Below are 26420 nucleotides of genomic sequence, written 5' to 3' on the forward strand. Positions count from 1 at the left end.
GTAACCCTCTCCTAGCTTGCCCGAATAACCTTGACGTCTCCGGTAATCACTTCTTCTCCTTCATAAAGCATAAAGCGACCGTCCTGCCACTCTACCCGCAACAAATGGTAATTATCAGACTGGTACTGCCAAACATGCTGCTCTCCACCCTGTCGGAAAGGAGCACGGCCCATGACGGTAACTTGCCCAGAATATTGCTCCTCCAAATGATACGTTGTATCATCCAGCTCTAAAATGGTCGGCACTTCCTCAGGGTTGTCAAGTCTGCCGTCGATGGCCTGATATAGTCCGAATTGCAGTGTTTCCCGTTCCTCTATATGAAGATAACTGATTTGATTACCATCCTGAAGTGTCAAAACAACGGCATTCCGGGCACGATTATGTACACGACCTACCACTTCATAGGTGACAAGCGAAACTTCACAGATATCACCTGGATTTAAGTGAAGCATGCTTTTCTCTGCTTTTGGCGGCTCCGGCTTAGCAAATAGATTTGAAATTCGTTTCCAAACACCCATGGTTATATTCCTGCCTTTCTTAGCCTAGAAGCATGCTGTAATGATCAAGGCGCCAACCAGATGCAGCGCTCCTGAAAACAGGCCGAAACCAATTTTACCTTCCTGTGTACCTTTATCCAGATCAAACTGGGCCCAGTACCGCAACAGCAGACGTACAATAACTTCCAAAACAAGCAGGATGACAAAAGCGATCACAGAATACACAAGCGCTTCGAGCAAATTATTAGCTGTAGCGATAGAGCCTGACAAAATATAGCCTTGTGCAACCAGCTTCATAATCATTCGTACCGTTACGGCCATATTTCCAGCTTTCACTTCGGCAAAATCCTTATACTTCGTGAATAAAGAGTCGACATACATTAATGCGAAGATCAAAATAGCTCCCGCACCAGTCCATACAAGCATTGCTTTCATCGTTTCTAAAAAATGCATTTCATACCATCCTCCACATCTTCTTGACCTTCATATAATGTTTTACGCCTGCGGGCAGGGAAAAGCGAAGGAGAAAACGTTTCTCCTTCGCTTCCTGAGCAATCAAACTTGGCGGCACTGCTTAAATGTTCTTATTTATTTTCGTATTGCTTCAACAAAGCGGCAAGCTCATCGTCCACGGCGCTTTTCTTATCCAGCTCTTTGAACTCCTCATCCAACGATTTTTCCTTAGAAGACATTTCGTTGCTCGCTTCGGCACGTGCTTCTGCTTGCAGCATTTTTTCCTCCATACGCTTCAATCCGGCAGTTGCCGTATCAGAGCTAAAACCGTTCATAGCTTTGTTAATTTCAGTTTGCGCTTTAGCTGCGTTATAACGGGCAACCAGTGTCTCGCGCTTGTTTTTCATTTCTGTCAGCTGTCTGCGCATTTCATCCAGCTTGCCACGCAGGTTATCGGCCGCAGCTTTGTTCTGTTCGTAACCAGCTTTGAACTCGTTCATTTTTTGTTCAGCAGATTTCTTTTCTTCCAGCGCGCGACGGGCCAGATCTACATTTTGTGCTTTTGCAGCGGTATGTGCCTGTTCTTCGCGTTTCTTTACCAAAGCAGCCTGTTCTTCGTATTGCTGTTTGAATCTCTTTTCAATAGCAATTTGAGCGGCTACCGCTTTCTCTGCATCTTCCAGGTCCTCTTGCATATCACGAATGTATTGGTCCGTCATTTTAACTGGATCTTCTGCCTTGTCAATAATGGCGTTAATGTTGGACATCGTAAGATCTCTTAATCGTTTGAAAATAGACATGTGAAGTTCCTCCTAGAGTTGAATGCTTAAATTTTAAGCTCTGTACACATGTTTACGCAAGCTTTGCAAAGAGGGTTTCAAAAATTATCTAAAAGCCGCGCAAGTAAGGCTCTGGGATGTCGGCCTGTACTTTTAGCTCCCGCGATGCATGCAACGCCCAATAGGGATCACGCAGCATGGCGCGGCCTATTGCTACCAGATCAGCTTCTTTTTGCTGAACAACCCGACGGGCGTCTTCATAATCATCCAGTAATCCAACAGCAATTACAGGTACATTCAGCTTTTCACGGACGGTATGAGCTAAATCCACCTGATAGCCAGCACGCGCAGACGGCCCTCCGCCAGAACCAATTGGACCCTCGCCACCAGAAGAGATATGGAAAATGTCCACACCTGCATCACGATATCGTTCCCCTACACCTGTTATGTATTCCACATTATATCCATCCTCGACGTATTCTTTGGCAGATATCCGCATAAGCACAGGCATATCAGCAGGAAGAACCTCTTTAACAGCATGTATGACCTCAACACCGAACAGTGACAGATCCTGGCCATATTCATCTTCTCTCGTATTTGTTAAAGGCGAATGAAATTGATGGATCAGATAGCCGTGAGCGCCATGTATCTCAACCGTATCAAAACCGGCTTCCACCGCGCGGCGCGCGCCTTCTTTGTATGCCTGAACCAGTTCCCTGACTTCTGCTGTCTTTAAGGCGTGCGGCTTTTTAAGGCGTTCGCTAAAAGGAATCGAAGAAGGAGCCACAGGTTGCTCAGCATCTTCGGCCTTGCGTCCAGCGTGGCCTAGTTGAATGCCAATTTTGGCACCATACTTGTGAACTTCCTCTACAATCTTACGATATGCAGGAATATGTTCGTCACTCCAAATACCTAAATCACGATCCGTAATACGTCCATCAGGATGAACCGCTGTCATTTCCACAATAATAAGACCAGCACCTCCTACTGCTCGGCTCACATAATGGACATGATGCCAATCCGTCGGATTTCCATCCTCGGCCTCCACACTGAATTGGCACATCGGGGGCATAACAATCCGATTTTTTAAAGAAAGCCCCTTTAATTGATAAGGAGTAAACAAGTCGGTCACTTTTATCCTTCCTTCCTTCAATTCCATGTCTGTATAATTATGAATTGCAACCCCATTATACACCAGCTGTCACGGGATACCGAATCCGTTGTAAGGCTAAAACTTGCGAAAATGCTCTTGTTTTCGGTCATGTTTAAGAGAATATGTACGTTTAGCTCCATCATCTTCATTGATAATCATTTCATCGCGAACTTCTTTCCAGACGTTTATGAGCCTAACTTGGTAACCAGCATATTTTTAATAGGACAGGTACATAATAGTCGAGAGCACCACTAGGTACCACTGCACGAAAAGGGGGGATACATATGCCGTACAAGGGAGTGTTGCCATGCTTGGCACTGTTACTAGCATTTTCAAGTTTACCCGTTCACGCGGATGCGCCTCCCAAGATCGGAACGCCCCATCCCAAGGAAGCAGCTGTTGCTTCTTCTGTACATCTGAGTACAGATCGAGCTACTCCTACATTAGCAATGTTGCGTAAAAAACATGCGGACATTTTTAAAATGTGCGGCCCACACACCCGCCAAATTGCCTTAACCTTTGATGATGTGCCCGATTCTAGGTATACGCCGCAGGTTTTGGACGTATTACACGCCAACGGCATCAAAGCCACCTTTTTCATCGTCGGTCACCGTGCGGAAAAGCATCCGGGGATTATACGTCGTATTATCCGTGAAGGCCATGCTATAGGAAATCATTCCTATACTCATCCGGATTTTAGGAAGGCTACACCAGAACGCTTTCGCAACCAGATTACAAAAACAGAACGTATTTTACAAGCCAGCGCAGGTTTTCGCCCCAAGTTGATTCGTCCACCCTACGGTGAAATTACAGAGCCTCAAATAAAGTGGGCACGTCGTCATGGCTACATGATTGTCAACTGGAATGTAGACTCTCTCGACTGGAAGGGACTAAGTAAAACACAAATTCAGCGAAATGTGATTCCAGCTACAGGGCCTGGCTCTATTATTTTAATGCACGCTGGTGGAGGTCAAAGTTCCAACTTGCAAGGCACTGTCCAAGCTTTGCCGGGTCTAATTCACTCTCTAAAAGCTAAGGGCTACAAATTTGTGACAGTCCCCCGGCTACTCCACACATCGGAACGAAAATAACAGTATGTTTATAATTGAGGTCCAAGCTAAAGCAAGTAAAAAGGCTGTCTTACCAGCAGAAGTATTCTGCTCGTCAAGACAGCCTTTTTACGGATAGGACCTGATAAGAGTCCGACCTAGATATATACGGATATAGGCGTTATGTTTACATAATATATATTATGTTTAATTAAACTGTATATACGTACAATGCTATTTATCAATAACGTACAGCTTCACATTTTGAAATCCAAAGTCGTTCACAAATGATTTGTTGCCTGGAATAAAGATATCAATCCGCTTTCCTGTAATGGCGCTGCCCTGATCGCGAGCGACAGCTACAAAAGAATGATCCGGCAAACCTGGATGGGAGTAGCCTGTAACCAGTACTTTCGTGCCCATCGGAATGACGTTAGGATCTACCGCAATTGTACCTAGTTTAAGCGGATTGCCGTAGTAGTCCACTGCGCCCCATTTACCATTCTCATCGGCTGCGGCAGAATACGCTGAAGCCTTAACGTCAACTATTTTGCTATAGTTGAATGTTTTACCCCAAGCTTCAATCGTTGGCGCCTCATTCGCTGCTGCTTTCTCCGTAAGAAGCTGCGGCTTCGATTCCGAAGCTGCCTTTACACTTTTTTCGCCAGGCACCTTAATTTGCAGACCTGCATATATATTGCTGGAGGCAATGTTTGGGTTAGCCTTTGTTAGCTCGTCTACCGATACTCCATAACGTTGAGCAAGCAAAAAGAAGGTATCGCCCTCTTTGGCAGTGTGAAGCGAGGCAGCATCCGCTATTCCAGCTGTCTGTGCCAACCCTGCAATAGCTGCGGCAAGCACCGCAATTTTCATCGTTTTACCAATATGTTTTAAATGTTTCAAAGATATGTACCTCCTCTTTTATGCCTGCGAAGTTAGCTGTCGGATTCGGACTCAGGAGAAGCCCTATGCTTGTGCAATTCACCCCTAGGCATATTCCTCATCGTCTTATGACGTATCGGAATGGCTGCCGTTGTTACGTCCCCCGCACTTCCCATAGTTTGGGCCAGCATTTCAGCGCTTGTCTAACCGCATGCTGTCCCGGTAAGTTTTGGCTTACTGCATAATATCACAATTTTGTAACCTTATCCGCATGAAAATGTTGGGAACCCTGAACATCATACTACACTCGTTACAATTTTGTCATTAAGAAATCGATATTTGTTACGAAAGTATGGGGAAATGGTGACAAAATAAGAAAAGCCCTCCGTCAACGGAGAGCTCTTTTATGATTAGACCAGCACTTTCTTACAATACTTTGGCAAGAAAATCACGAGTGCGATCATGGCTTGGAGTGCCAAATACCTGGTCTGGTGCACCCTGCTCCACAATTTGACCGTTATCCATAAAGATAATTCGATCGCCTACCTCGCGGGCAAAGCCCATTTCATGCGTTACAATTACCATTGTCATACCGCCTTCGGCGAGCTTCTTCATTACATCCAGAACCTCTCCAACCATTTCAGGGTCCAATGCAGAAGTCGGCTCATCGAACAGCATTACGTGCGGCTGCATGGCCAAAGCACGCGCAATCGCAATACGTTGCTTCTGACCGCCGGATAGCTGGTTCGGATAGGTATTCTTCTTATCCTCGAGCCCCACGGTACGCAGGAGTTCTAATGCAATTTTTTCCGCTTCCTTACCTGACTGTTTTCTAACCTGCGTCGGTGCAAGCGTCAGGTTCTGCAACACTGTTTTGTGTGGGAACAGATTAAAATGCTGGAACACCATCCCCATTTTTTCCCGGGTTACATTAATATTATGACCACGAGCTGTAATCGGCTCGCCCTCAAATAAAATCTCCCCATCCGTCGGCTGTTCTAACAGATTCATACAACGCAAAAACGTACTCTTCCCCGAACCGCTGGGACCGATGATAACGACAACTTCTCCTTTGGCGATATCTATATCAATGCCTTTTAAAATCTCATTCTTGCCGAACGATTTACGCAATTGTTTAACGGTGATCACTGGCTCTCAACTTCCTTTCCCATAAACCAAGCAGCTTAGACAAGCTGAATGTCATTACAAAATAAATAGCGGCTGCGATTACGAACGGACTTAATCCTTCATAGGTGATATTCTTAATGACTTGGGCTTGGTACATAATATCCACCATCCCAATGGTCGAAATAATAGATGATTCTTTAATGATTGTAATAAACTCATTACCAATAGCAGGTAGTATAGATTTAAATGCTTGCGGTAAAATGACGTGACGCATTGCTTTGCTTCGCCCCATCCCGAGCGAACGGGCTGCTTCCATCTGTCCACGGTCTACAGCCTGAATACCCGCACGGAAAATTTCAGCCAAATATGCCGAGCTATTCAGAGACAATGTGATCACACCCGACTGGAGTGGGGTAAAATTGATACCCAGCGTCAAAGCAATTCCGTAGTGAATGATCATGAGCTGTACCAGCATAGGTGTACCGCGCAGGATCTCGACATATGTGGTACCTAACCACTCAATGATACGTATACCACTCATTCGCAGCAAGGATATGATCAGACCAATAATGAATCCAAACAATACTCCGAGTGCAGACAACAACAGAGTGTAGCCAATACCCGTAGCGTAAAGACTACGGTATTTCATAAATATATCTACAATGCTATTCGAAGAAACCTGTCTGTCGGCAGACAGTGCACTCGCTTCTGTAGAAAACTTCTCAATCGCCCCCTCCGCTTTCAGGCGAGCCAACGTTTTATTTACAGAGGTAAGCAATTCAGTATTTCCTTTACGGATACCTACGGCAGTTTCTGCACCTTCATCTTCAGGTACTGCCTTGGCAAGTGTCACGGTACCGTCTAGTGTGTATCCTTTAGCCACGGTATCTTCGATTACAACTGCGTTGATACGCTTGGTCCGAAGCTGGAGTACCAGATCGGATATTTTATCCAATGAGGTAACCGAAGCATTAGGCACTTTTTGTGCAATTTCTTCCTGAATACTCCCTTTCTGTGCACCGAGCTTCTCTCCTTTCAGAGTAGCCATCGTTGAATATTTGTCCTTATCCTCCGGGCGTACCATAATGACTTGTTTGGAGTGATAGTACACATCCGAAAAATCAATGCTCTTTCTGCGCTCATCCGTCGGTGTCATACCGGACAGTACCAAGTCTACACGACCACTTTGCAGAGCAGGCAGCAAGGAATCAAAGCTCATGTCCTCTGGGACCATCTCTGCGTTCAGATCCTTGGCGATTTCCTTGGCAATCTCCACATCGAACCCAACAATGGTTTTCTTACCATTAATGACTCTATAAAACTCATACGGCGGAAAGTCGGCACTCATGCCCACTACAAGTTTTTTCTGTGGTTTTGCTTCCGTTCCGTATGCATTGAGCATGGGAAGACCCGTCAACAGCAAGATAACCGCCGTCAAAACCAGGGCGGTAAAACGATATGCCTTTTTCAATCTTTTTTTCTCTCCTTAAATTCTTTATAATAAATAAGATTGTGTCATTATAAATGAATATGCATGATTATGCAATGAATGTTATAGTACAATTTCAGCATACCTAGCGCAGTACCTACATTACAGCTTATATAAAGGAGTTTTCAGCATGGATTTTAAACAGACCATTCAAAAGACAATTGAGCAGCATGCCCCACGCTTTAAGGACATTTCGTTATATATTGGGGCAAATCCTGAACTTGGAAACGAGGAATTTCTGGCCGCTGCCCGTTTAAAAGAAGAACTCATTTTTCACGGTTTTGAGGTCCAGGCACCCGTTTTGGGCATAGAAACAGCCTTTATTGCAACTTACAAAGCTGAAAAATCCGGACCGATTGTTGCTTTTCTGGCAGAATATGATGCTCTGAAAGGTTTAGGACACGCCTGTGGGCACCATCTGATATGCATGATGAGTACCGGTGCTGCCGTTGGCCTCAAGTCGATCATCGACGAAACTGGTGGAGAAGTACGGGTATACGGCACACCTGCCGAAGAAACTCGTGGTGCTAAGGTCCCTATGGCCTCTGCCGGTTTGTTTGATGATTGCGACATAGCACTTATGACGCATCCTTATGATCGTTACGAAAAATCAGGCAAATCGCTGGCGATTGATGCTGTACAATTCGAATTTTTTGGTCAATCCGCTCACGCGGCTGCCAGCCCGCACGAAGGCATTAACGCGCTGGACGCTGTGATTCAAACGTTCAATGGCATCAATGCGTTCCGTCAACAAGTAAAAAGTACAGTGCGTATCCATGGGATCATTAATCAGGGTGGGCAAGCAGCCAATATTATTCCTGATTACGCCTCAGCCCAATTTTATGTAAGGGCCGCTACACGTCAAGAACTGAACCCGCTGACTCGCCGTGTTATTCAAATTGCTGAAGGAGCTGCTTTACAGGCCGGGTGTCGTTTGGAGACCTCCAATTATGAGACTTCTTATGATGAAATGGTCACGAACCGTGTACTTTCCGATGCGTTTACCGCAAATTTGGTGCAGGCTGGCATTTCGCAAGAAGATATAACGGAAGGCGAAGATCATGGCTCCATGGATATCGGAAATGTATCGCTTCATTGCCCTGCTATTCATCCTTACATTCAAGTTATTGACGAGAAGCATGCCTTGCATACACCAGAATTCCGCGATTTGGCGATGCAGGACCGAGCCATGGAAGGAATGCTGCTGGCTGCGAGAACTTTGGCATGGACTGCTTGCGATGTAATCACGAATCCTGAACTGCTAGCCCAGATAAAAAAAGAATTCGCTCTGCTGAATAACGAACGCTAAATCTTAATTCCGTGTTATTTCAGAAAGGAGTAGCCAGCCATCATGGATAGTATGAGTAGCTTTTGGACGTTGTTTATTGTGATAGACCTCATCATTTTTTGGTTTATATTCCGTGCAATACGCAGGAACCGGGGAAACAGAAAAACACGGCGCCGGAATGCTTTTTTCCTCAGCTCCCCTTCTCCTTCTTCCCTTACGCAGGAGCGTCATCCAGAGATTACGGAGCTGATGCAGCTATTGGAGCAATCCATTCCCGTCTCCTATGCTCATAGCGTAAGGAATCGTGTAATGGAAGCCCACCCAGAGATTACGGAGCAAGAATATGATTGGCGTTGGCATGAGCTAAAACGATATTTTATGCTATGCGCGATTATGAATCGTGTGCCTATGTTCAGTAGTGATGTGGATGAATTATGGCACGAAATGTTGATGTTTACCCGCGAATATCAGCAATTCTCGGAAGCTTTTTTTGGTCGTATGCTTCACCATGCGCCCCATTCTGGCGGCTCTCAGCCGATGCCGGAGGAGCGTGCGTGGTTTGATTGGTTGTATGTGGAATGCTTTGGCTGGAACCGCTATAGCGCCAGTTTGTGGGGGACTTTTTTTAATCATCCATTACCGAACGACGAGCTTTCACACTATTACAAACTCACAACTTCGGCGCAGCCAGCAGGTAACCGTTGGAATACTCAGGAGAATATAGCCATTTCACAGCAAGCCCAACAAGCGGTTCATAAGATTGTACAACATCTGCGCGAGCGGGTGAATAAAGCGGTGGATGATCCTGAGGGTAAGCAATTGCCTAAGGTCAACTATTTACAGGTCGACTATCTGTTATTAGCTGTTGTATGGTATTCATGGTATCAACCTGAACAATTTGCCATACACATGCACCCGGATGCTACAGGCAATGCCGGGTTAGCTAGCTCATCTGGTTGTAGCTCGGCAAGCGGCTGCTCGAACTGGGATACGCATCACTCGCATCATCATTCCTCCCATGACAGTTCTCATCATGGAGGCTCTTCTCACCATGATTCAGGCGATTCTGGTAGCCATTCTTCGTGTAGCAGCGGCTCTTCATGTGGAAGCAGCTGTGGTGGCGGGGGCGACTGATCATAGCAAAAAAGGGAATTCCTCAGCCAAACACTGGCTAAAGGGATTCCCTTTTTCATTAATATGAATATGGTGTTCCTACTCCGTTCAGTCCGTCTTTGTGAGCAAATGATAAATATCCATATACGCTTCGGCTGAAACATCCCAACTATATTCTCCTGCGAAAGCCGTCTGTGTAAGCTTCGACCAATGCTCAGATTGGCGATAAAAATGAACAGCACGACGAATGGTGTTCAGCATATCATGTGCATTGTAGTTCGTGAAGCTAAATCCGTTTCCTTCCCCTGTAGACTCATTGTAAGCCTGCACAGTATCGTTAAGGCCTCCAGTTTCTCGCACAATAGGGATACTTCCATAACGAAGCGCTAGCAGTTGGCTGATCCCGCAAGGCTCAAACCTTGATGGCATAAGATACATATCGCTTGCCGCATATATTTTTCGTGACAGAGGTTCGCTAAAAGCAAGCTGCGCCGACATTTTCAGTGGATAGCGTCCCGCTGCCTCACGGAACCAATGCTCAAAAGCCGGATCCCCTGTTCCCAAAACGACAAACTGGATATCATCATAATACAAGATTTCATCAAGCACTCTCGTTACCAGATCTAGCCCCTTCATATCTACAAGTCGGGTTACCATGGCAATCATAGGTACGTCCGGCCGTACCGGCAGACCCAGCTCCTTTTGCAGACCAATTTTGTTTTCCTTTTTCTTTGTCAGACTCGTTCGGTACTTCGTATAAATACGATTGTCCGTAGCAGGATTATAGCTTTTGGTGTCAATTCCGTTCACAATCCCTGTTAAGCGACCCTGATCTCCCAATTTACGAAGCAGACCCTCAAGCCCATATCCGTAAAATTCCGTTTGAATCTCCTCTGCATAGGTTGGACTCACGGTCGTGACATGATCCGAGTACGTAAGCCCACCTTTCATAAAATTCAGTCTGCCATGATACTCCACACCCTCGGAGGTGAAATAGCTCCCATCCAGGTTGAGCAGCTCAGTTAAGACCTCATACGGAAAATCCCCCTGATACAGCAGATTATGTATCGTAAACACCGTGCGAATATCGCTGTAGAAGGGTAAATGTCGATAATCGGCATTCAGAAGTAGCGGAACCATCGCTGTATGCCAATCATGACAATGCAAAATATCCGGCCGAAAGTTCAATTCAGGCAGCATTTCTAAAATCGCTCGGTTAAAAAAGGAAAAGCGTTCGCCATCATCCATATAACCGTAAATACCGTCACGACCGAAGTAATACTCATTGTCTATAAAATAAACCTTGATTCCGTCTAATGTCAGTTCCTCTATTCCACAATATTGATTACGCCAGCCTACGGCTACTTGCTTTACCGCTACCGGACGCAGAGACTTTTTATAAGTATCGGGAATCCCCGCATATTTAGGTAAAATGATTCGGACGTCGCACCCCGCCTGACGAAGTGCCTTCGGCAGTGCGCCAATGACATCAGCCAACCCGCCTGTTTTAATAAATGGATGTGCTTCTGCTGCCGCAAACAAAATGTTCATATATGCTTCCTCCTTATGTGGTTAATCTGCTTTTTTAGGCCTCCGAGGCGCTTTCTTGAGTATAACGATGCTCAGGGGTGGTATGGTCACCTCCAAGCTGTGAAGCTGACCGTGGCAAGGAATACGGGCGGTCCGTATCATTCCGGTATTTAGCTGGCCACTTCCCCCAAAGTCCTTATGATCACTGTTCAGCAGTTCGATATAACTCCCGGCCTTTTCCAGCCCAATTCGATAGTTCTCTCTCGGTACGGGCTGAAAGTTAATAAGCACGACCAATGTATCTCCTGGCTTTTTACTTTTACGTAAATACGTAATTACGCTCTGCCCACGGTCCTCCGCCTCAATCCACTGATATCCATCCCACGAATGATCCAGTTCCCATAGTGCCTTTTCCTGAATATACAAATGATTCAGCGCTTTCGTAAAAGCGTGCAGCGAACGGTGACTGTCATAATCCAGCAGAAACCAGTCAAGCTGCTCCTCATCCTTCCATTCGATGAATTGGCCGAATTCCCCTCCCATAAATAATAGCTTTTTGCCCGGCGAGGTGAGTTGGTAACCGAGAAGCGCTCGAAGCCCGGCAAATTTTTGCTCATAGTTACCTGGCATTTTATCAAGCAGCGACTTCTTACCATGAACAACCTCATCGTGCGACAACGGCAGTGTAAAATTCTCGCTGTACGCATAAGCTATGGGGAATGTCAGCAAATTATGGCGCTCCGGCCTCTGATCGAAATCCGATTCGATATAATCAAGCGTATCGTTCATCCAGCCCATATTCCATTTGTAATTAAAACCGAGTCCTCCATCACTTACCGGGGAAGTCACCATCGGCCAAGCACTGGACTCCTCTGCCATCATCAGAGCATACGGATAGTAGCGGAATACTGTTTCATTCAGTTGTTGAAGGAAGGCAATAGCCTCCTCATTTTCAATGCCTCCTTTAGAGTTAAAACGATATTGACCGTCCTGCTTTTCAAAATCCAGCCGAAGCATACTCGTCACAGCATCTACGCGCAGGCCGTCAATATGGTACATATCCATCCAGAATAGCGCATTAGATATCAGGAAAGAACGCACCTCCGGTTTGCTGTAATCAAACGTCAGCGTTCCCCAGCCGGGCTTTTCCGCAATCAGCGGATCCGCGTATTCGAACAGGGGCGATCCGTCAAACAGCCTTAATCCATGAGCATCTTTTGCAAAATGGGCTGGCACCCAATCCATCAGCACTCCAATTCCCGCCTGATGGCAACGATCCACCAAATACATAAAATCATGCGGTTCTCCATAACGGCTTGTGAGTGCAAAATATCCAGTAAGTTGGTAGCCCCAGGAAAGATCATACGGATGTTCACTCAGCGGCATCAGTTCAATATGTGTATACCCCATATCAGTCACATAAGGCACAAGAAGCTCAGCTATTTCCCTGTATGTATAAAACGTACCATCTTCTTTTTGCTTCCAAGTGCCCAGATGAAGCTCATATATGTGTAGAGGCTTTCCATACGGTGCTCTACGTTTTCGGCGCCAAATCGCATCGTTCCAAGTATAACCATCTATAGAAGCTACCACAGAAGCCGTTGCCGGTCTCACTTCAGCACGTACAGCGTAAGGGTCTGCTTTCAGAAATCGTTCACCGTTTGCACCCGTAATGTCGTATTTGTAAAAAGTTCCTTGGGATATCCCCGGAAAAAAACGACTCCAAAAACCGGATTTGGGAACCCTATATAAGGAATCCTGTTCCCCATTCCAGTTGTTGCGATCTGTAGCAAGCCCGACATGGAGAGCATGAGGAGCCCAGACCGTAAAACGGACGCCCTGTTCTCCGTTCTCCACAGTAAGGTGGGAACCCAAAGATCGGTAGCTGTGATAAAGCGTTCCTTCATGAAACAAATAAATATCTTCCGATGAAATAGCCTGTTGCGGAAGAGTTTGGTCTGTCATCACGTCACCACCCTTATATGTTTGTAAGTAAAAATGTATGAATCGGTAATGCATTCGCTTTTGGCTCAAAGCTGACTTGAGTTATTACCCCATTCTAGCCACAATGAACAGAAAAATGACTAGGAAAAAAATAAACCTTAGTTTTTGGGGAATCTTATATACCTAATGGTTTCAAGAGTACCCCATACCGTTTATGTATGTACTACACTGACAACTAAACCGGGAGGGAAACGAAATGTTTAATAAAGAATGCATTGCCATGCTGCTGGCAGGCGGAGAGGGACGCCGTCTTGCTCCCCTTACTTCAACGATTGCAAAACCCGCCGTACCTTTTGGCGGTCATTACCGAATCATCGATTTTCCTCTCAGTAACTGCGTAAATTCAGACATTGATACTGTAGGTGTACTGACGCAATATGAGGCAGAATCCTTGCACGAACATATCGGGGATGGAACACCATGGGGTCTTACAAAAACAGATGACAAAGGAATTACCCTGCTTCCATCTTACAACACAGGTAACGCTGAATACTTAGGAACGGCAGATGCTATTCATAAGAATATTGAATATATTGACAGCCAAAATCCGGAGCATGTGCTTATTTTATCCGGTGATCATATCTACTATATGAATTATCGCGAAATGCTGAACCACCATAAGGAAAAAGGAGCTGCGGCTACCATTTCTGTCATGGAGGTACCTTGGGATGAAGCACACCGTTTTGGTGTTATGAGTGCGGATGAAGATCTACGTGTCACAGAATTTGCAGAGAAACCTGAGAAACCGGAAAGTAATTTGGCCTCTATGGGGATTTATCTTTTCAAATGGGATTACTTGAGAAACTACCTGTTAGAAGACGCACAGGATGCTCAATCCAGTCATGATTTTGGTAAAGATATCATACCTAAAATGTTAGCGGATCAAGAATCCTTGTACGTTTATGAATTCCAGGGCTATTGGAAGGACGTAGGTACCGTTAAAAGCCTATGGGATTCACACATGGATTTGTTACACGAGAATTGTGCGATCGACCTTCAACGTAAGGATTGGCCGATGTATACACGTGAACGCCGCACAAGGTTGAGCGCACAAAAGGTACCTAACCGTCAAACGCAGCCATTGGGCAGCTTGTTGCATGATTCCTGTCAAGTAGAGGGCCGAATTGAACGCTCCGTTGTATTTAGTGGTGTCGAGGTAGGTAAAGGATCAGCCATCAAAGAAAGTATCGTTATGCCGGACACACGCATTGGACGTAACGTCCATATTGAACATGCGATTATCGGTGAAGGTGCTGTGATTCGCGATGGTGCTGTCATTAAAGGCAGTCCGGGCGAAATTATGGTCATCGGACCCAATGAAGTGGTATTTGGTAAAATGGCGGTACGGCCGCAAACTACACGTATGCTGAAAGAAGCTTACGAGCGCAATACACGCTTGCGTGCCGAAGGTTTTACTTCATAACGTTACCCCAAATCAAAAACAGCCAGCCCTCCCGATATTGAGAGGACTGGCTGTTTTTCTAATTGCACCTATAAGTAGGCTTTAAATCTATTCTTCAGTGAGTTGTGGTGGTTCCACGGATTGCTCTGCTTGCAGAGCAGGTAATGAAACCGTAATAGTGGTGCCAGCCCCCAGTTCACTTCTGATGAGCATCTGACCATGATGGCGCTCGACAAACTGTTGTGAGATTGCCAATCCCAGTCCAGTACCACCGTTTTGGTGGTCTACCTGGAAAAAGCGGTCTCTTACTCTGGCAAGATTTTCAGCACTAATTCCAATTCCTGTATCTTGTACGGATATCTCGATATTGCCATCAACCCGTTGAAGCGACAGAAAAATAATTGAGCTTTCATGCGAAAACTTGATAGCATTATCCACAATGTTCAAAAATACCTGTTTTAGACGGTTACCGTCTCCATGGACGAAATATGCCGCTTCTTCCGAATCAAGCTGAAGTTTTATTTGCTTCATTTCTGCTTTGGCCCATACGTTCAGCATAATTTCCTGCAAAAGCTCCCGAAGATCTACCGTTCCCATTACAAGCTTCATGGCATTTTGCTCCAGCTTGGAAAAATCGAGAATTTCCTCCACCAAGCCAATCAGCCGATCCGTCTCTTTAGAGATAATCTTCATCCCGATTTTCGTCTCCTCGGGGTCATAGCCGCCAGAATTTAACGTTTCACTCCAACCCTTAATAGATGTAAGCGGAGTACGCAATTCATGAGATATAGATGAAATAAAATCATCCTTGATTTGATTTGTTCTGACAATTTCCTGTGCCATATAGTTCAGAGTCGAAGCCAGTTCACCCAACTCATACCGATAATCGCCTTCAATGCGTGTATCAAACCTCCCCTGAGCCATCTGAGCAGATACATCGCGGATATTATTAATCGGTCTAACAATGGAATTCGCGAGCCCTGTACTGACCACAAATACAATAACCAGTACAGCTGCCATGATGCCAAGAGAAAACAGCGTAATCGTAAACAGCTTATCATTTACCAATTCCAGCGAGGTTGTATACCGAATAACGTACACCTGGTCTCCGACGATATTGTCCAGTTTTTGAGATACCGCCATCACCTGCTGTCCCGTGCTCGGTTGCTTTCCGATCCATTTGCCCGTATCTCCAGCTAATGCTTGTGTCACATCACTTGTTTGCACACTTAGATCTGCTGCAAAATTCGTCGAGTTATCAATTACATTTCCCTGTTCATCGAGCAACTGCAGTTCAGTAAAGGGCAGAGAAAATGTATTTAACAAATACGATTGCAAAGACTGTTCCGGCTCTTTAAATTTGGGTGCAAATTCACTTACCGATTCGATACGGCTTTCGATATGTTTGTAAATGGAATCGTAATAGTACGACCGGAGTGCAAACATAAAAATGACTTCTACTAACAGAAGCGCTAAGAACACTACGAAAAAATAGTGAAGCACAATCTGTCGGCGAATTCCCTTTTTGATCATTGAGACTGACCTTTCCATTTATATCCATGTCCCCAAACTGTTTGTAAAAAAGCCGGCTCGGATGGATTGTTTTCAATTTTCTGCCGAAGACGTCGGATATTCACATCTACAATTTTCGGATCGCCCATATACTCTTTGCCCCATACGTGATCAAGTAGAACATCTCGGCTGAGCGGCGTGTTCTCTTTTTCCAGAAAAAATTGAATCAGGGAAAACTCAGTCGGTGTCAGCTCAATCAGCTGCCCGTTCTTCTTAAATTGCTTAGCAATCAAATCTAGGGTGAACGGTCCAGACTGGAAGGACACTTTGGCTGCTGTTTCACGATGAACATTCACCCGACGCAATAACGATTGAATACGTGCAATCAGCTCCGTTGGGCTAAAAGGCTTGCTCACATGATCATCGGCCCCTACAGACAAGGCATAAACCTTATCCTGCTCCTGTACCTTCGCTGTGAGAAAGATAATGCCGATGCGCTCATTCGTCTCCCGGATTCTCCGACAGACTTCAAAACCATCCATACCGGGCACCATTACGTCAAGCAGTGCAATATCAATATCCCGCACCGTGTTCAAAATATTCAGAGCCTCATGCCCTTCCGACGCCTCCAGCACCTCAAAACCGTTACGTTTCAAATTAATGACGATAAAGCTGCGAATGGATTCCTCGTCTTCCATGATTAAAACTTTACTCACTCTACTCTACCTGCCTTTCCCCCAGCTTGTTTTTAATGGTTTTACGCGGTTCCAGCTCACTGGATCGCTTAATGCCAATGACCTGCGCATTCGTTCGCCACAGTTGGCTATACCCTTCGTTGTTTCGCTCCCATTGTGACAACGAGAAAAATTTAATTTCCGCTATCGTTTTGTCTGTATCATCCAAAATAAAGCGCAAATAGCTGTCCTTCTTCGAAACTTTCGGATCAATCGTCACCTTGCCATGCAGCTCTTTCGGTAATCTGAAGTAGACCTGTTCATTAGAATCACGATACTGCTGCTGCTTAAAAACCGTTCCTTTCGCCCCGTCCCACTGATAGAACGACACAAAATATGGAACCTCATCCAGCGGCTTGTTACTCCAACCTTTAGGCTTCTCCAAATTACCAAATTCCAGAATACCGTCACCATCCACATCACCACTGGCGATGGTCGCATCCTTGAAGGTGACATCCATAAGATTAAGCTTCCTAAGCTTGCCGTGATCCATCACAATAACATTGGAAACGGTAGTGGTCTGGGCAATTTTGGTGTCTATAATAATCCCCTGCCTACCCTCGGCTACCTTGCCAGCAACGACATTATAGACATCTAAGACCTGACTGTCCAAATCCAACGATCCGATTTCCTTAAAGGTTCCCCCACTGAATTGGAATGTTTTAACTGTAAAGAATTCATTACGTCGCAGCGTGATAATCGTCAAATCATTCAATTTATCCCCGTTTAAGTCCATCTTGTTATGCTTAAAATCATCTACGACGAAGTCCGTATAACCTGTAGCATATATTTTCTCCAGAGTTCCTCCGGTATAGGAATACACGATGAGTCCCTTCTGGTCCCCGCCATCGCCACTATCTCCGCTGGAAAAACCCGCTACAATATCGAGTGTTCCATCATTCGTTAAATCCACGAGCTTAAATGACTCCAGCACAGTTCCTTCCCCATCAAACGTCAGCTTCTTTACCCACGTTCCGCCCTGATCTTCGAACAAGGCACCATGTATTTTTACGCTCTCATCTGGAGTTTCATAAAAGAGCACTGCTTCGTCTGTGCCATCATTGTTCAAATCACCCGTTCGAATTGGCGTCGGGTCATCTGGATCATTCGGCCTTAAAGGCTGTACCGCCCCTAGTTGCGTATTCACTGCACCATTCAGTTCCTGCTTCTCGTCAGACATCGTCGGTGTCTCCATCAGCGAAATGGGATCGCTAATAACATTACAGCCGCTTAAAAATCCAGCAAGGAGCAGCAAGGAACAGCAGCCAGTCACCATTCTCAACAGCATTATTTTCACTTCTCTTGCCGTCCCCTTCACAATTTGTTCTTTTCCGCTTGTGTCAATCGTCTTCCCTGAATATCAAACACCAATTCACCATCATTCAACCCCCATATACGGGAAGCAAAGCGTTCAGCCATTTCCAGCGGCAATACAGTAATGATCGTCACCCGCTCGTCAGAACACAGCTTGCGAAAAGTCTCCAATACATGCGCTGCCGAAGCTGGATCAAGTCCATTTACAGGCTCATCAGCTAAAATAACTTTAGCTCCGTGCACGAGAGCACGCGCAGTCGCTACCCGCTGCCGCTCGCCACCGCTGAGCTTGTCGCATTTATCATGCGCCTTATCCAGCAGACCCAGATCCTCCAGTACGTCCATCGCTCCCATATAATCGTCGGAACGCACCATACCGGTCACCATTCTCCACATTGGAGTTTGACCGGATCTGCCAATGAGCACATTTTTAAGAGCGGTTCGATTCATATTTAGATGCGGGTTTTGCTCCAGGTATGCCCATTCCCGCTTTATTTTCATCTTGCCAGTCCAACCGGATTTCAGCACATCATTGCCACCTACAATTAAACTGCCTTCATCCCATGGCTCTTGTAAAGCAAGACAGCGAAGCAACGTCGTTTTGCCGCTTCCACTTGGCCCCACTATGGCTATGAATTCGCCTTGATGAATTTCAGCATCAATTCCTCGAAGTAGCTGGGTCCGTTCAGGTCCCACTTGTTTGGTCAGCTTCCGAATTTTAATCATCTAAGTGATTCCCCTTTGCGCACCATCAATACTGTTTATATTTTATAGTAAATGTGAAACAAATACCATGCAAACCGCAGTTTTAAACCGCCGTTACTCTTTTTCTGGAAAACAAACCTAACAATCCGAAAACAATGTAACTACCACCAAGGACAAGAAACATGCTGCCTTGAGTTCCAAAGTCCAGCAACCCCCCGCTAATATTAGGTCCGATCACACTTCCCAGATTAAAATGAAAGGATGCCAGTACATTCGCGGCTGCTAAAAATGATTTGGGCAACAGATCAGCGGCGTAGGCCAAACCGAGGGAGAAAAAGGAGCCTACTAAACCACCTGCTAGAGTCAGCAATATCAAAGCGAACATAAAATGATTGCCGCTCCATGGTAGCAACATAAAGGTCATTCCCCCTGCTATGCCTACGCTCATTAGCACCTTTTTACGTCCCCAACGGTCACTCAATATCCCTAGCGGCAGCTGCAGAACTAACCCTCCCAAACTGACGAACGGCAGCAAGGCGGCGATTTCATCGGTATGAAAGCCAATACGCAGGCCATAGACTGGAAAGTTACTGTTCAGGCTCGCTTCCATATAGCCATATAGAAATGCAGGCAAAAGAGCGTACCATGCCCAGCTGTAGCTGCGACGAAATCTTTGAGTGGGACGCGCCTCGGACTCCAGCTTCTCTGGTCTGGAGTCCGGCAGCTTAATTAACACCAACAGCAAAACAAGCAAGCACAATAAGGCCAACGCAGCAAATGGAACCAGCATTCCATAATCAAGTAGCCATAATCCCAATGGTCCTAATGCAAAACCCAGACCATATGACATACCATAAAAGGAAATGTTGCGGCCTCGCTTCTCTGCTGGAGTCACCAGCAATATCCATAGCTGCGCAGAGTAGTGCAATGCACTGTCACCAATACCTACTAGCAGACGCAGTATGAACCATACTCGAATATCAGGGATTAGCGGAAACAGCAGCAGCGTAATGAGCACTAGCACAAGCCCACCGGCCATCAGCTTTTTAAACCCTAACCAGCCCAATGTCCGTTCTGCCACCAACGTCATTGCAAATGAACCAATATACAGAGCAGCCGCATTCATTCCATTTAGTGAAGATGAAACTCCCATTTGTTCCAACGAGATTGACAGAATAGGTAATAATAAACCTTGGCATAATCCGGCAACAATAATAACAGCAATTAAAATAAAATAATGAACCCGTAACGACGACGACATCCTAGCTCCTCCTGATCGAACAAATAAAATAATAAAAAAATCAATGTTAAGAAATGATTTGCATCTGATTCCATAATCAATAATAATTCTTATCACTATGTATTCCATGCCGTCCTGCAAAACCGGCAAATCACATATACAAATTCAGGTGTAATTAGTGTATTAAAGAATTGAAGAAAAAAATCGCCATCTGAGATGACGATTTTACGGAAAGAGCTTGTCTGGTATGTATCCGACTCCTTCGGTTAAGGAGCCTCGTATGTTCAATCCGAACCCATTCACGTCACAACGCACTATTTCATATTATAGTGGACAATCCCTGGCAGAACAAGCCATAATAAATAAGTGAGCAATCATTAAAATGCTCATGTTTTGCTTATGGACGGGCTTAATTACGTTCACCGCTCTGGGCTAGAAGACAGAATAGGAGGCATTGGGTTCCATGAGTTATCAAATTAAAATAGACACTTCTCCAATTTATGAATTGCTCGGCAGCTTCATGGCCTATGTGACTAAAAAGTGGGTTCAAGATATGGACTTGGGCCATGAATGGATCGACAAGGTAGATGCACGACTACAACATGAAGTTCGTACTGAGCTGGCTACAGCTCAGGATTGCCCTTTTAGCGATTATGACGCACTCTATGCTTGGGCGTTACTTCGTCCGGAATCAGATGAAATATCTGATTATATCTCTTATTTGGACCACGGTCCGGATAAAGATATGTTTGAGTTGCTCGTTCCGCATATCCCTTTTTTAACCTTTGAAGAATCTTTACGCATTCGTAAGGTATACGCACCACTCCTCAGATTGTGGGATCGTGATTATTTTCGGGCCCTGGAAGGCGAACTGCGTGTGTTGGCAGAAGAAGACGCTGCGGAAAAGCGCATGCTGCTGAGTAAAATGGAACCGGAAGCACTGGTTGAATATGCGACAGCTGGACTAGTCGTGCCACACATGGAAGACCTGGATACAGTAGTCCTATTTCCAGTTGTCCATAATCGCCCGATTAATTCATACTGTTTTTATACCCGCACACTGCTGATCCAGTATCCAGTAGATATCCCCGAGGAGAACGAGGAAGAACCGCCTACGCTTCTGCTACGGCTCACTCGTGCGGTTAATGATCCGCAGCGGCTACGAATTCTGCGTTATGTAGCTCAAGGTCCTAAGTCTCTCGAAGATATGCGCCATGATTTGAGCCGTTTGGAAGATACACTCATGTCTGATATGATGATTTTACGAGTCGCTGGTCTGCTCCGAATTCACATCGGACGTTATCATAAGGAAAGATTCAGCATCCGTCCCGATGGCGCGGCTGATTTACAGGTATTTTTGGAATCCTATATTGGATTGTAATTTGAATTGTACTTTTAGTTATAACCGAAGCAACGTTAAAGCTTTGGCTTGGAAGGAGTATGCATCATGTCGTATCCGAAGCAGCACATTTTATTTGATCTTGATGACACCTTAGTCCACTGCAACAAGTATTTTGACCTGATCCTCAACCACTTTTTCGATTTGCTTCAAGAATGGTTTGCAACTCATAACCTAACGAAAAATACGATTCGTGAAAAACAAATCGAAATTGATGTGGCTGGAGTTCATCAAGTAGGCTTTGCCAGCGAGCATTTCCCACAATCTTTGATAGATACGTACCAATTTTTCTCGGAACAATTCGGACGCCGTCTCAATTCTCGGGAAGAGCAGGAGCTTCGCTCTCTTGGCCGAAGTGTGTACGAACAGGAAATCGAACCATATCCAGGCATGGTCGAAACGCTGAACTCCCTCCAAAAAGCAGGGCATTCCCTCCATCTGTATACTGGCGGTGAGCAGATCATTCAAGAAAGAAAGATTGAACAAATGAAACTGGCTACCTACTTTGATGACCGCATCTACATTCGCCAGCATAAAAATGTCGAAGCCCTAGAAGAAATCATCCAGATGAATCGCTTGGACCGAAGCATCACCTGGATGATCGGGAATTCTCTGCGCACTGATGTTTCTCCAGCCCTTGCCGCAGGTATTCATGCTGTATATCTCAAGCAGCCTAAGGAATGGATTTACAATATGGTTGAACTGCAAAAAAACGTGAACTCCGTGATGTATACGATACAGAAGCTAACGGAAGTACCACGGGTTATCCACGAAAGCATACAATTGCACCAACAAAAAAGGACCCTCGGATAGGGTCCTCAGATTGTCGAGAAACCCCGTCATTTTGAGACGTGGGTTTCTTTTTTACATCATAATGCTCTGGTCTCTGGAGAAGCAGGGGGGGTTACCCCTGTTTCTCCAGGCGATCTAGGTGGATCGCCATCTTCTTCATGTTCTGCACGGCTGCCGTCATAAGGGCTTGTTCCCTGACGTTTGGAAGACCGCGCAAACGGCAATAGCGAAACCCATGGAGCTCTTTGGCATCCGCGAAGCTTCGCTCAATCGTCTCTTTTCGTTTGCGGTACAGCTTTTTACCAGATGGGCTCAGCCGGTTGCTCCGTACCCACTCTTTGCTGTCTTCCCAGACATGCCGAGTCACCACTTTGCGGTGGTTTCGAGACTGGGTACACTGACTTAGCAGTGGGCAATGCTGGCACTGAGCTGGGTCAGAGGCATACTGCCGGTATCCCTTACGGTCCGTCGTTCGGTAGGGCAGTTCCTGTTGGGCTGGGCATCTATACGCATTGCGTTTGGCATCGTATTCAAACTTCCATTTCGGAAACAGTCCTTGTCTGGGATGGAATCTTCGGTGAGCAATCACGGCAAAAATCTTTCGGTTCTGCAAACCTCGGCAAATCGGCGTTGTTAAATAACCTGAATCTAGTGCAACAGCTTCTACTTGAAAACCAAAACGTTCTCTTTGGCGATCCAAACGGGACAAATAGGGGACAGAATCATGTACATTCCCTGGTGTCACATGCACGTCCGTAATCAGATTGTACTTCATATCCACCGTGCGGTGGTCCAGATAGAAGAAGCCTTCGGGCTTGCCATCACGGATCATATAGCCGCTGTCCGGGTCTGTTTTGCTCACTTTAATTTCTTTTTCTTCGTTCACTTCCTCTCGGGATTTTAAGGCTTTTTTCCGTGGTTTCTCCGGTCATCCTTCACCGCTTCGTTCAGCTCGTCCATATAGTCTTTAGTATTCTGCAACACTTGTTCTTTGATGTACTGGTGCCTGTTAGCATTGGCTTTGACGTGTGTGGAATCGGTGACGAGAACACGCCCACCCACCATTCGGTGAGAGATCGCCTGCAGCACAATTTCATCGAAGATATCTTGAAAGATCGTGGTGTCTTTAAAGCGAGTGCGACGATTCCAGCTAATCGTCGTATGGTCCGGAACTTTATCCGTTAAGCCCAACCCCAGAAACCAACGATAAGCTAGGTTCGTCTGAATTTCTCGCTCGAGTTGCCGTTCTGAGCGAATGCCATAGAAATAACCGAGAAAGATCATTTTAAACAATACGGTAGGATCAATGGCAGGACGCCCGTTGTCTGCACAATACAGTGGTCGAACTTTATCATCGATAAACGAAAAATCGATATACTTATCTACTTTGCGGAGCAAGTGATCTTGAGGAACCAGATCTTCGATGGAAACAAATTCGTAGGATTGTTGTTTTTCGCGGTTGGAGCGTAGCATATCAACACCATCCGTTCTACAATAGTTACCTATATTATATAACATTAATGCGGTGTCGTCTTAAACAAAATTAACATAAAATAGGCTGTCGAGACTTTCTCGACAGCCTGAGGACCCTCGGATAGGGTCCTTTTTGTATTGGTCTAAACCCTGTCTCAGGATTCCTCTCGAACGCTAAGTTGTCCTGTACCAAGTTCATTCAGAACAATTCGCGCTTTGACGGTCGATCCATCTTTACGCTTAAAAGACAACAATTGCGTCTGTCCCTTCGTCAACAAGGACTTGAGCATCGTTTCGGTAATCTGCTTTCCAGCATATTCCTTCCAGACGACAAAGCCACAACCCTGCTTGTAGTGGCTGCACCCATACCCTTTACGGCCTTCAATAATGCTTCCGCCGCAATTAGAGCGTGGGCAGCTACCTAAAGCTTGCCTTTGGCTTCCTGAAATGCCTGAGGATCCGTCGGAAGAGCTGCGTGCTGGTGGTGCTGCTTGCTCTAGCGTTGCGCTTCCAGCGCTGCCACCGCGTCCTGATGTAGCACGCCCCACCCCTTTGGCGGCGGTGCGTCCGCTCGCACGCGCACTACGTGCGCCTTCTTTTCCAATCGCACGCTTCCCCCTTGCTTCCTCACCAAAGGCATTTGCCGGAGCCGGCGGCTGCTGCCTCACCTTATCAATGATGGACAACGTAAATCTTTTAACGTTCTCCATAAACTTCTCTTGAGCCGCCTCACCCTTGGAAATTTGATGTAGGCGACGTTCCCATTGACCTGTCATCTCCGGGGAGGCTAATAGATCAACCCCAGCATGACGGATCAGGTCAATAGCCATCTTTCCTTTTTCCGTAATAAGAATCTTTTTACCCTTCATTTCAATATAGCCAACTTTTTTCAATCGTTCAATTGTGGCGGCCCGCGTCGCAGGTGTGCCTAAACCGGCATCCTTCATGACCTCACGCAATTCCTCATTCTCCATCTGTTTACCCGCGCTTTCCATCGCCTTAAGCAATGTACCCTCCGTGTAGCTTTTAGGGGGCTGAGTCGCCTTTTCTTTCATCTCGGCGCGAACACAATCCACGGGACGCCCCGCATCAATCTCAAACTTCTTGTCCGTCCACTCGTCCGTTTCCTCTTCATCTTCTTTTTTCGGTGATTTGCTCTTTTTACCTTTATCCTGATCAACCTTACTTAAAACTACTTTCCACCCCAAGGAAAGAAGCTCTTTAATATTTGTTTTAAACAGATGCTTGTCCACCTGCGTCATTACGGTATGCATTTTATATTCAGCAGGCGGAAAAAAATGCGACAAAAACCTGCGAATAACCAGGTCATATACATTTTGCTCTTCTTTGCTTAGTGTTCCTGGCCTTTTTAACGTCGGCAAAATAGCATGGTGATCCTCAACACGAGATGGATTGCAGACCGATTTATTCTGTTTATGAACCAAATTGGGGTTGGCTTGTTGGACCAGATCAGCATAAGGACCTGTGCCCAGCATCCGTAGTGCCTTGTGCATGCCGTCTATATTTTGCTCTGTCACATAGTTAGAATTGGTACGCGGATAGGAAATGACCTTGTGGCGCTCATAAAGCGCTTGTGCCACATCCAGTGTTTTTTTGGCCGAATAACCGTACTTGGCATTCGCCTCGCGTTGAAGCAGTGTTAAATCGTACAATTTAAAAGGATACTCTTTTGTCTGCTTGGTGTCATATTTGGTGATTTTACCTATTTTTCCGCGAACAGCCGCAGCGATTTCCTCAGCTTCCTCTGGCTTCGTCAGCCGATCCCCCTGCCACGCACCTTTGTACTTGATCTGATCTTGCTTAAATTCTGCCCACACGTCATAGAAGGTTTGAGACTGAAATGCCTCAATTTCTTTTTCCCGGTCATGAATCAGTGCCAGCACGGGAGTCTGCACCCGTCCTACCGACAGCAGTGTGTTATGTCGTGTTGTGAACGCTCTGGAAGCGTTCATGCCGATCAGCCAGTCCGCTTCACTTCGTGCCCGCGCAGCTTGAGTCAGAAATTCAAACTCCGAAGCATCTCGCAATCGTTCAAAGCCTGTCGCAATACTTTCCGCTGTCAAGTCTGAAATCCACAGTCGCTTAACTGGCTGACGCAACTTTAATTGCTGTTGGATCAACGCAAAAATATATTGCCCTTCCCGTCCAGCATCACAAGCATTTACGATGGCATCACAGCGTTTGGCCAGTTCACCAATCATTTTCAGCTGATCTTTTGTTTTCGGATTCGGTACAATTTTGAACTGCTCAGGGATAATAGGAAGATCCTTAATATTCCATCGCTTGTACTTAGCATCGTATGCATCCGGCTCAGCCAAACCCAGTAAATGCCCGATCGCCCAGGTTACAATGTATTTCTCCCCTTCCAAATAGGTACGGTTATTTTTAGCCCGCGGCTCCATAACAGCGGCAATCGTCCGTCCCATATCCGGTTTCTCAGCAATAATCAACGTCTTCATTCAT

Annotated in this window: 22 protein-coding genes and 1 riboswitch; of the genes, 6 read left to right on the forward strand and 16 right to left on the reverse strand. The window is 45.7% G+C overall.

Features of this window, described 5'->3' with window-relative positions; translation table 11 throughout:
- Positions 1–11: 11 nt before the first annotated feature.
- The 4 genes from MKY16_RS12620 to MKY16_RS12635 all read right to left on the reverse strand — a co-directional run bounded on the left by MKY16_RS12620 (position 12) and on the right by MKY16_RS12635 (position 2861).
- Positions 12–518, reverse strand: coding sequence for a DUF4178 domain-containing protein (locus tag MKY16_RS12620; protein ID WP_029517465.1), 507 nt, complete (start codon positions 516–518; stop codon positions 12–14).
- Positions 519–542: 24 nt separating this feature from the next.
- Positions 543–950, reverse strand: coding sequence for a DUF350 domain-containing protein (locus MKY16_RS12625; protein ID WP_013310484.1), 408 nt, complete (start codon positions 948–950; stop codon positions 543–545).
- Positions 951–1081: 131 nt separating this feature from the next.
- Entirely contained in the window at positions 1082–1750 is a 669-nt protein-coding gene (locus MKY16_RS12630; RefSeq protein WP_010348252.1) for a PspA/IM30 family protein, read from the reverse strand.
- A gap of 88 nt (positions 1751–1838) precedes the next feature.
- Entirely contained in the window at positions 1839–2861 is a 1023-nt protein-coding gene (locus MKY16_RS12635) for an NADH:flavin oxidoreductase/NADH oxidase (RefSeq protein WP_340955574.1), read from the reverse strand.
- A 305-nt stretch (positions 2862–3166) separates the two neighbouring features.
- Here MKY16_RS12635 and MKY16_RS12640 point away from each other — a divergent pair, with 305 nt between their 5' ends.
- A complete protein-coding gene (locus MKY16_RS12640; protein ID WP_340955576.1) occupies positions 3167–3973 on the forward strand; it encodes a polysaccharide deacetylase family protein in 807 nt (268 codons plus the stop codon).
- Between the two features lie 192 nt (positions 3974–4165).
- Here the strand turns inward: MKY16_RS12640 and MKY16_RS12645 are convergent, their stop codons facing one another.
- The 3 genes from MKY16_RS12645 to MKY16_RS12655 all read right to left on the reverse strand — a co-directional run bounded on the left by MKY16_RS12645 (position 4166) and on the right by MKY16_RS12655 (position 7412).
- Positions 4166–4834, reverse strand: coding sequence for a 3D domain-containing protein (locus tag MKY16_RS12645; protein WP_029517462.1), 669 nt, complete (start codon positions 4832–4834; stop codon positions 4166–4168).
- A 6-nt stretch (positions 4835–4840) separates the two neighbouring features.
- Positions 4841–5009, reverse strand: a riboswitch (cyclic di-AMP (ydaO/yuaA leader).
- 230 nt (positions 5010–5239) lie between these two features.
- Positions 5240–5962 carry an amino acid ABC transporter ATP-binding protein gene (locus MKY16_RS12650; RefSeq protein WP_029517461.1) on the reverse strand — a complete coding sequence of 241 codons (723 nt, stop codon included), beginning with the start codon at positions 5960–5962 and terminating at the stop codon, positions 5240–5242.
- A complete protein-coding gene (locus MKY16_RS12655; RefSeq protein ID WP_340955578.1) occupies positions 5949–7412 on the reverse strand; it encodes an ABC transporter substrate-binding protein/permease in 1464 nt (487 codons plus the stop codon). The genes MKY16_RS12650 and MKY16_RS12655 overlap by 14 nt, the downstream gene beginning before the upstream one ends.
- A 148-nt stretch (positions 7413–7560) precedes the next feature.
- Between MKY16_RS12655 and MKY16_RS12660 the strand changes: the two genes are divergently transcribed.
- Positions 7561–8739: a M20 family metallopeptidase gene (locus tag MKY16_RS12660; RefSeq protein ID WP_069011739.1), complete on the forward strand. Its 1179-nt coding sequence runs from the start codon at positions 7561–7563 to the stop codon at positions 8737–8739.
- A 42-nt stretch (positions 8740–8781) separates the two neighbouring features.
- Positions 8782–9852: a hypothetical protein gene (locus tag MKY16_RS12665; protein ID WP_340955584.1), complete on the forward strand. Its 1071-nt coding sequence runs from the start codon at positions 8782–8784 to the stop codon at positions 9850–9852.
- A gap of 87 nt (positions 9853–9939) precedes the next feature.
- On the opposite strand, the gene glgA is transcribed toward MKY16_RS12665, so the two are convergent.
- A complete protein-coding gene (gene glgA, locus MKY16_RS12670) occupies positions 9940–11382 on the reverse strand; it encodes a glycogen synthase GlgA (protein WP_029517457.1) in 1443 nt (480 codons plus the stop codon).
- Positions 11383–11403: 21 nt separating this feature from the next.
- A complete protein-coding gene (gene glgB / locus MKY16_RS12675; protein WP_340955586.1) occupies positions 11404–13326 on the reverse strand; it encodes a 1,4-alpha-glucan branching protein GlgB in 1923 nt (640 codons plus the stop codon).
- 235 nt (positions 13327–13561) lie between these two features.
- Here glgB and MKY16_RS12680 point away from each other — a divergent pair, with 235 nt between their 5' ends.
- On the forward strand, positions 13562–14788 hold the full coding sequence (locus MKY16_RS12680; RefSeq protein ID WP_029517455.1) for a glucose-1-phosphate adenylyltransferase: 1227 nt from the start codon (positions 13562–13564) through the stop codon (positions 14786–14788).
- A gap of 87 nt (positions 14789–14875) precedes the next feature.
- On the opposite strand, the gene MKY16_RS12685 is transcribed toward MKY16_RS12680, so the two are convergent.
- The 5 genes from MKY16_RS12685 to MKY16_RS12705 all read right to left on the reverse strand — a co-directional run bounded on the left by MKY16_RS12685 (position 14876) and on the right by MKY16_RS12705 (position 20293).
- A complete protein-coding gene (locus MKY16_RS12685) occupies positions 14876–16300 on the reverse strand; it encodes a sensor histidine kinase (protein WP_029517454.1) in 1425 nt (474 codons plus the stop codon).
- The gene (locus MKY16_RS12690; RefSeq protein WP_007432526.1) at positions 16297–16995 is read right to left on the reverse strand and encodes a response regulator transcription factor; all 699 of its coding nucleotides are present in this window, start codon (positions 16993–16995) and stop codon (positions 16297–16299) included. The genes MKY16_RS12685 and MKY16_RS12690 overlap by 4 nt, the downstream gene beginning before the upstream one ends.
- A 1-nt stretch (position 16996) precedes the next feature.
- Positions 16997–18331: a hypothetical protein gene (locus MKY16_RS12695; protein ID WP_069011735.1), complete on the reverse strand. Its 1335-nt coding sequence runs from the start codon at positions 18329–18331 to the stop codon at positions 16997–16999.
- Complete coding sequence (locus MKY16_RS12700) at positions 18328–19053, reverse strand: phosphonate ABC transporter ATP-binding protein (RefSeq protein ID WP_258297008.1); 726 nt, start codon at positions 19051–19053, stop codon at positions 18328–18330. The genes MKY16_RS12695 and MKY16_RS12700 overlap by 4 nt, the downstream gene beginning before the upstream one ends.
- 82 nt (positions 19054–19135) lie before the next feature.
- Positions 19136–20293, reverse strand: coding sequence for an MFS transporter (locus tag MKY16_RS12705; RefSeq protein ID WP_340955591.1), 1158 nt, complete (start codon positions 20291–20293; stop codon positions 19136–19138).
- 442 nt (positions 20294–20735) lie between these two features.
- Between MKY16_RS12705 and MKY16_RS12710 the strand changes: the two genes are divergently transcribed.
- Together MKY16_RS12710 and MKY16_RS12715 are read left to right on the forward strand one after the other, a co-directional pair.
- Positions 20736–21653 carry an ArsR family transcriptional regulator gene (locus tag MKY16_RS12710; RefSeq protein ID WP_340955593.1) on the forward strand — a complete coding sequence of 306 codons (918 nt, stop codon included), beginning with the start codon at positions 20736–20738 and terminating at the stop codon, positions 21651–21653.
- 66 nt (positions 21654–21719) lie between these two features.
- Positions 21720–22484, forward strand: coding sequence for an HAD family hydrolase (locus tag MKY16_RS12715; RefSeq protein WP_340955595.1), 765 nt, complete (start codon positions 21720–21722; stop codon positions 22482–22484).
- A 91-nt stretch (positions 22485–22575) separates the two neighbouring features.
- Here the strand turns inward: MKY16_RS12715 and MKY16_RS12720 are convergent.
- Positions 22576–23936 (reverse strand): IS1182 family transposase gene (locus tag MKY16_RS12720; RefSeq protein WP_340954273.1). Its coding sequence is split into 2 segments (ribosomal slippage): positions 22576–23369 and positions 23369–23936, totalling 1362 coding nucleotides; the frame shifts between segments, so codons are not numbered across the junction.
- Between the two features lie 155 nt (positions 23937–24091).
- Positions 24092–26416, reverse strand: coding sequence for a type IA DNA topoisomerase (locus tag MKY16_RS12725; protein WP_340955598.1), 2325 nt, complete (start codon positions 26414–26416; stop codon positions 24092–24094).
- Positions 26417–26420: the final 4 nt, after the last annotated feature.

This window comes from Paenibacillus sp. FSL L8-0641 (assembly GCF_038006265.1).
Classification (GTDB): Bacteria; Bacillota; Bacilli; order Paenibacillales; family Paenibacillaceae; genus Paenibacillus; species Paenibacillus polymyxa_D.

Excerpts from the sequence above, each read along its gene's own strand:
- MKY16_RS12680 (WP_029517455.1), top strand. The coding sequence starts at position 13,562 with ATGTTTAATAAAGAATGCATTGCCATGCTGCTGGCAGGCGGAGAGGGA.
- MKY16_RS12700 (WP_258297008.1), bottom strand. The coding sequence starts at position 19,053 with ATGATTAAAATTCGGAAGCTGACCAAACAAGTGGGACCTGAACGGACC.
- MKY16_RS12665 (WP_340955584.1), top strand. The coding sequence starts at position 8,782 with ATGGATAGTATGAGTAGCTTTTGGACGTTGTTTATTGTGATAGACCTC.
- MKY16_RS12725 (WP_340955598.1), bottom strand. The coding sequence starts at position 26,416 with ATGAAGACGTTGATTATTGCTGAGAAACCGGATATGGGACGGACGATT.
- MKY16_RS12705 (WP_340955591.1), bottom strand. The coding sequence starts at position 20,293 with ATGTCGTCGTCGTTACGGGTTCATTATTTTATTTTAATTGCTGTTATT.
- MKY16_RS12620 (WP_029517465.1), bottom strand. The coding sequence starts at position 518 with ATGGGTGTTTGGAAACGAATTTCAAATCTATTTGCTAAGCCGGAGCCG.
- MKY16_RS12640 (WP_340955576.1), top strand. The coding sequence starts at position 3,167 with ATGCCGTACAAGGGAGTGTTGCCATGCTTGGCACTGTTACTAGCATTT.
- MKY16_RS12715 (WP_340955595.1), top strand. The coding sequence starts at position 21,720 with ATGTCGTATCCGAAGCAGCACATTTTATTTGATCTTGATGACACCTTA.
- MKY16_RS12660 (WP_069011739.1), top strand. The coding sequence starts at position 7,561 with ATGGATTTTAAACAGACCATTCAAAAGACAATTGAGCAGCATGCCCCA.
- MKY16_RS12625 (WP_013310484.1), bottom strand. The coding sequence starts at position 950 with ATGCATTTTTTAGAAACGATGAAAGCAATGCTTGTATGGACTGGTGCG.
- glgB (WP_340955586.1), bottom strand. The coding sequence starts at position 13,326 with ATGACAGACCAAACTCTTCCGCAACAGGCTATTTCATCGGAAGATATT.
- MKY16_RS12685 (WP_029517454.1), bottom strand. The coding sequence starts at position 16,300 with ATGATCAAAAAGGGAATTCGCCGACAGATTGTGCTTCACTATTTTTTC.
- MKY16_RS12710 (WP_340955593.1), top strand. The coding sequence starts at position 20,736 with ATGAGTTATCAAATTAAAATAGACACTTCTCCAATTTATGAATTGCTC.
- MKY16_RS12630 (WP_010348252.1), bottom strand. The coding sequence starts at position 1,750 with ATGTCTATTTTCAAACGATTAAGAGATCTTACGATGTCCAACATTAAC.
- glgA (WP_029517457.1), bottom strand. The coding sequence starts at position 11,382 with ATGAACATTTTGTTTGCGGCAGCAGAAGCACATCCATTTATTAAAACA.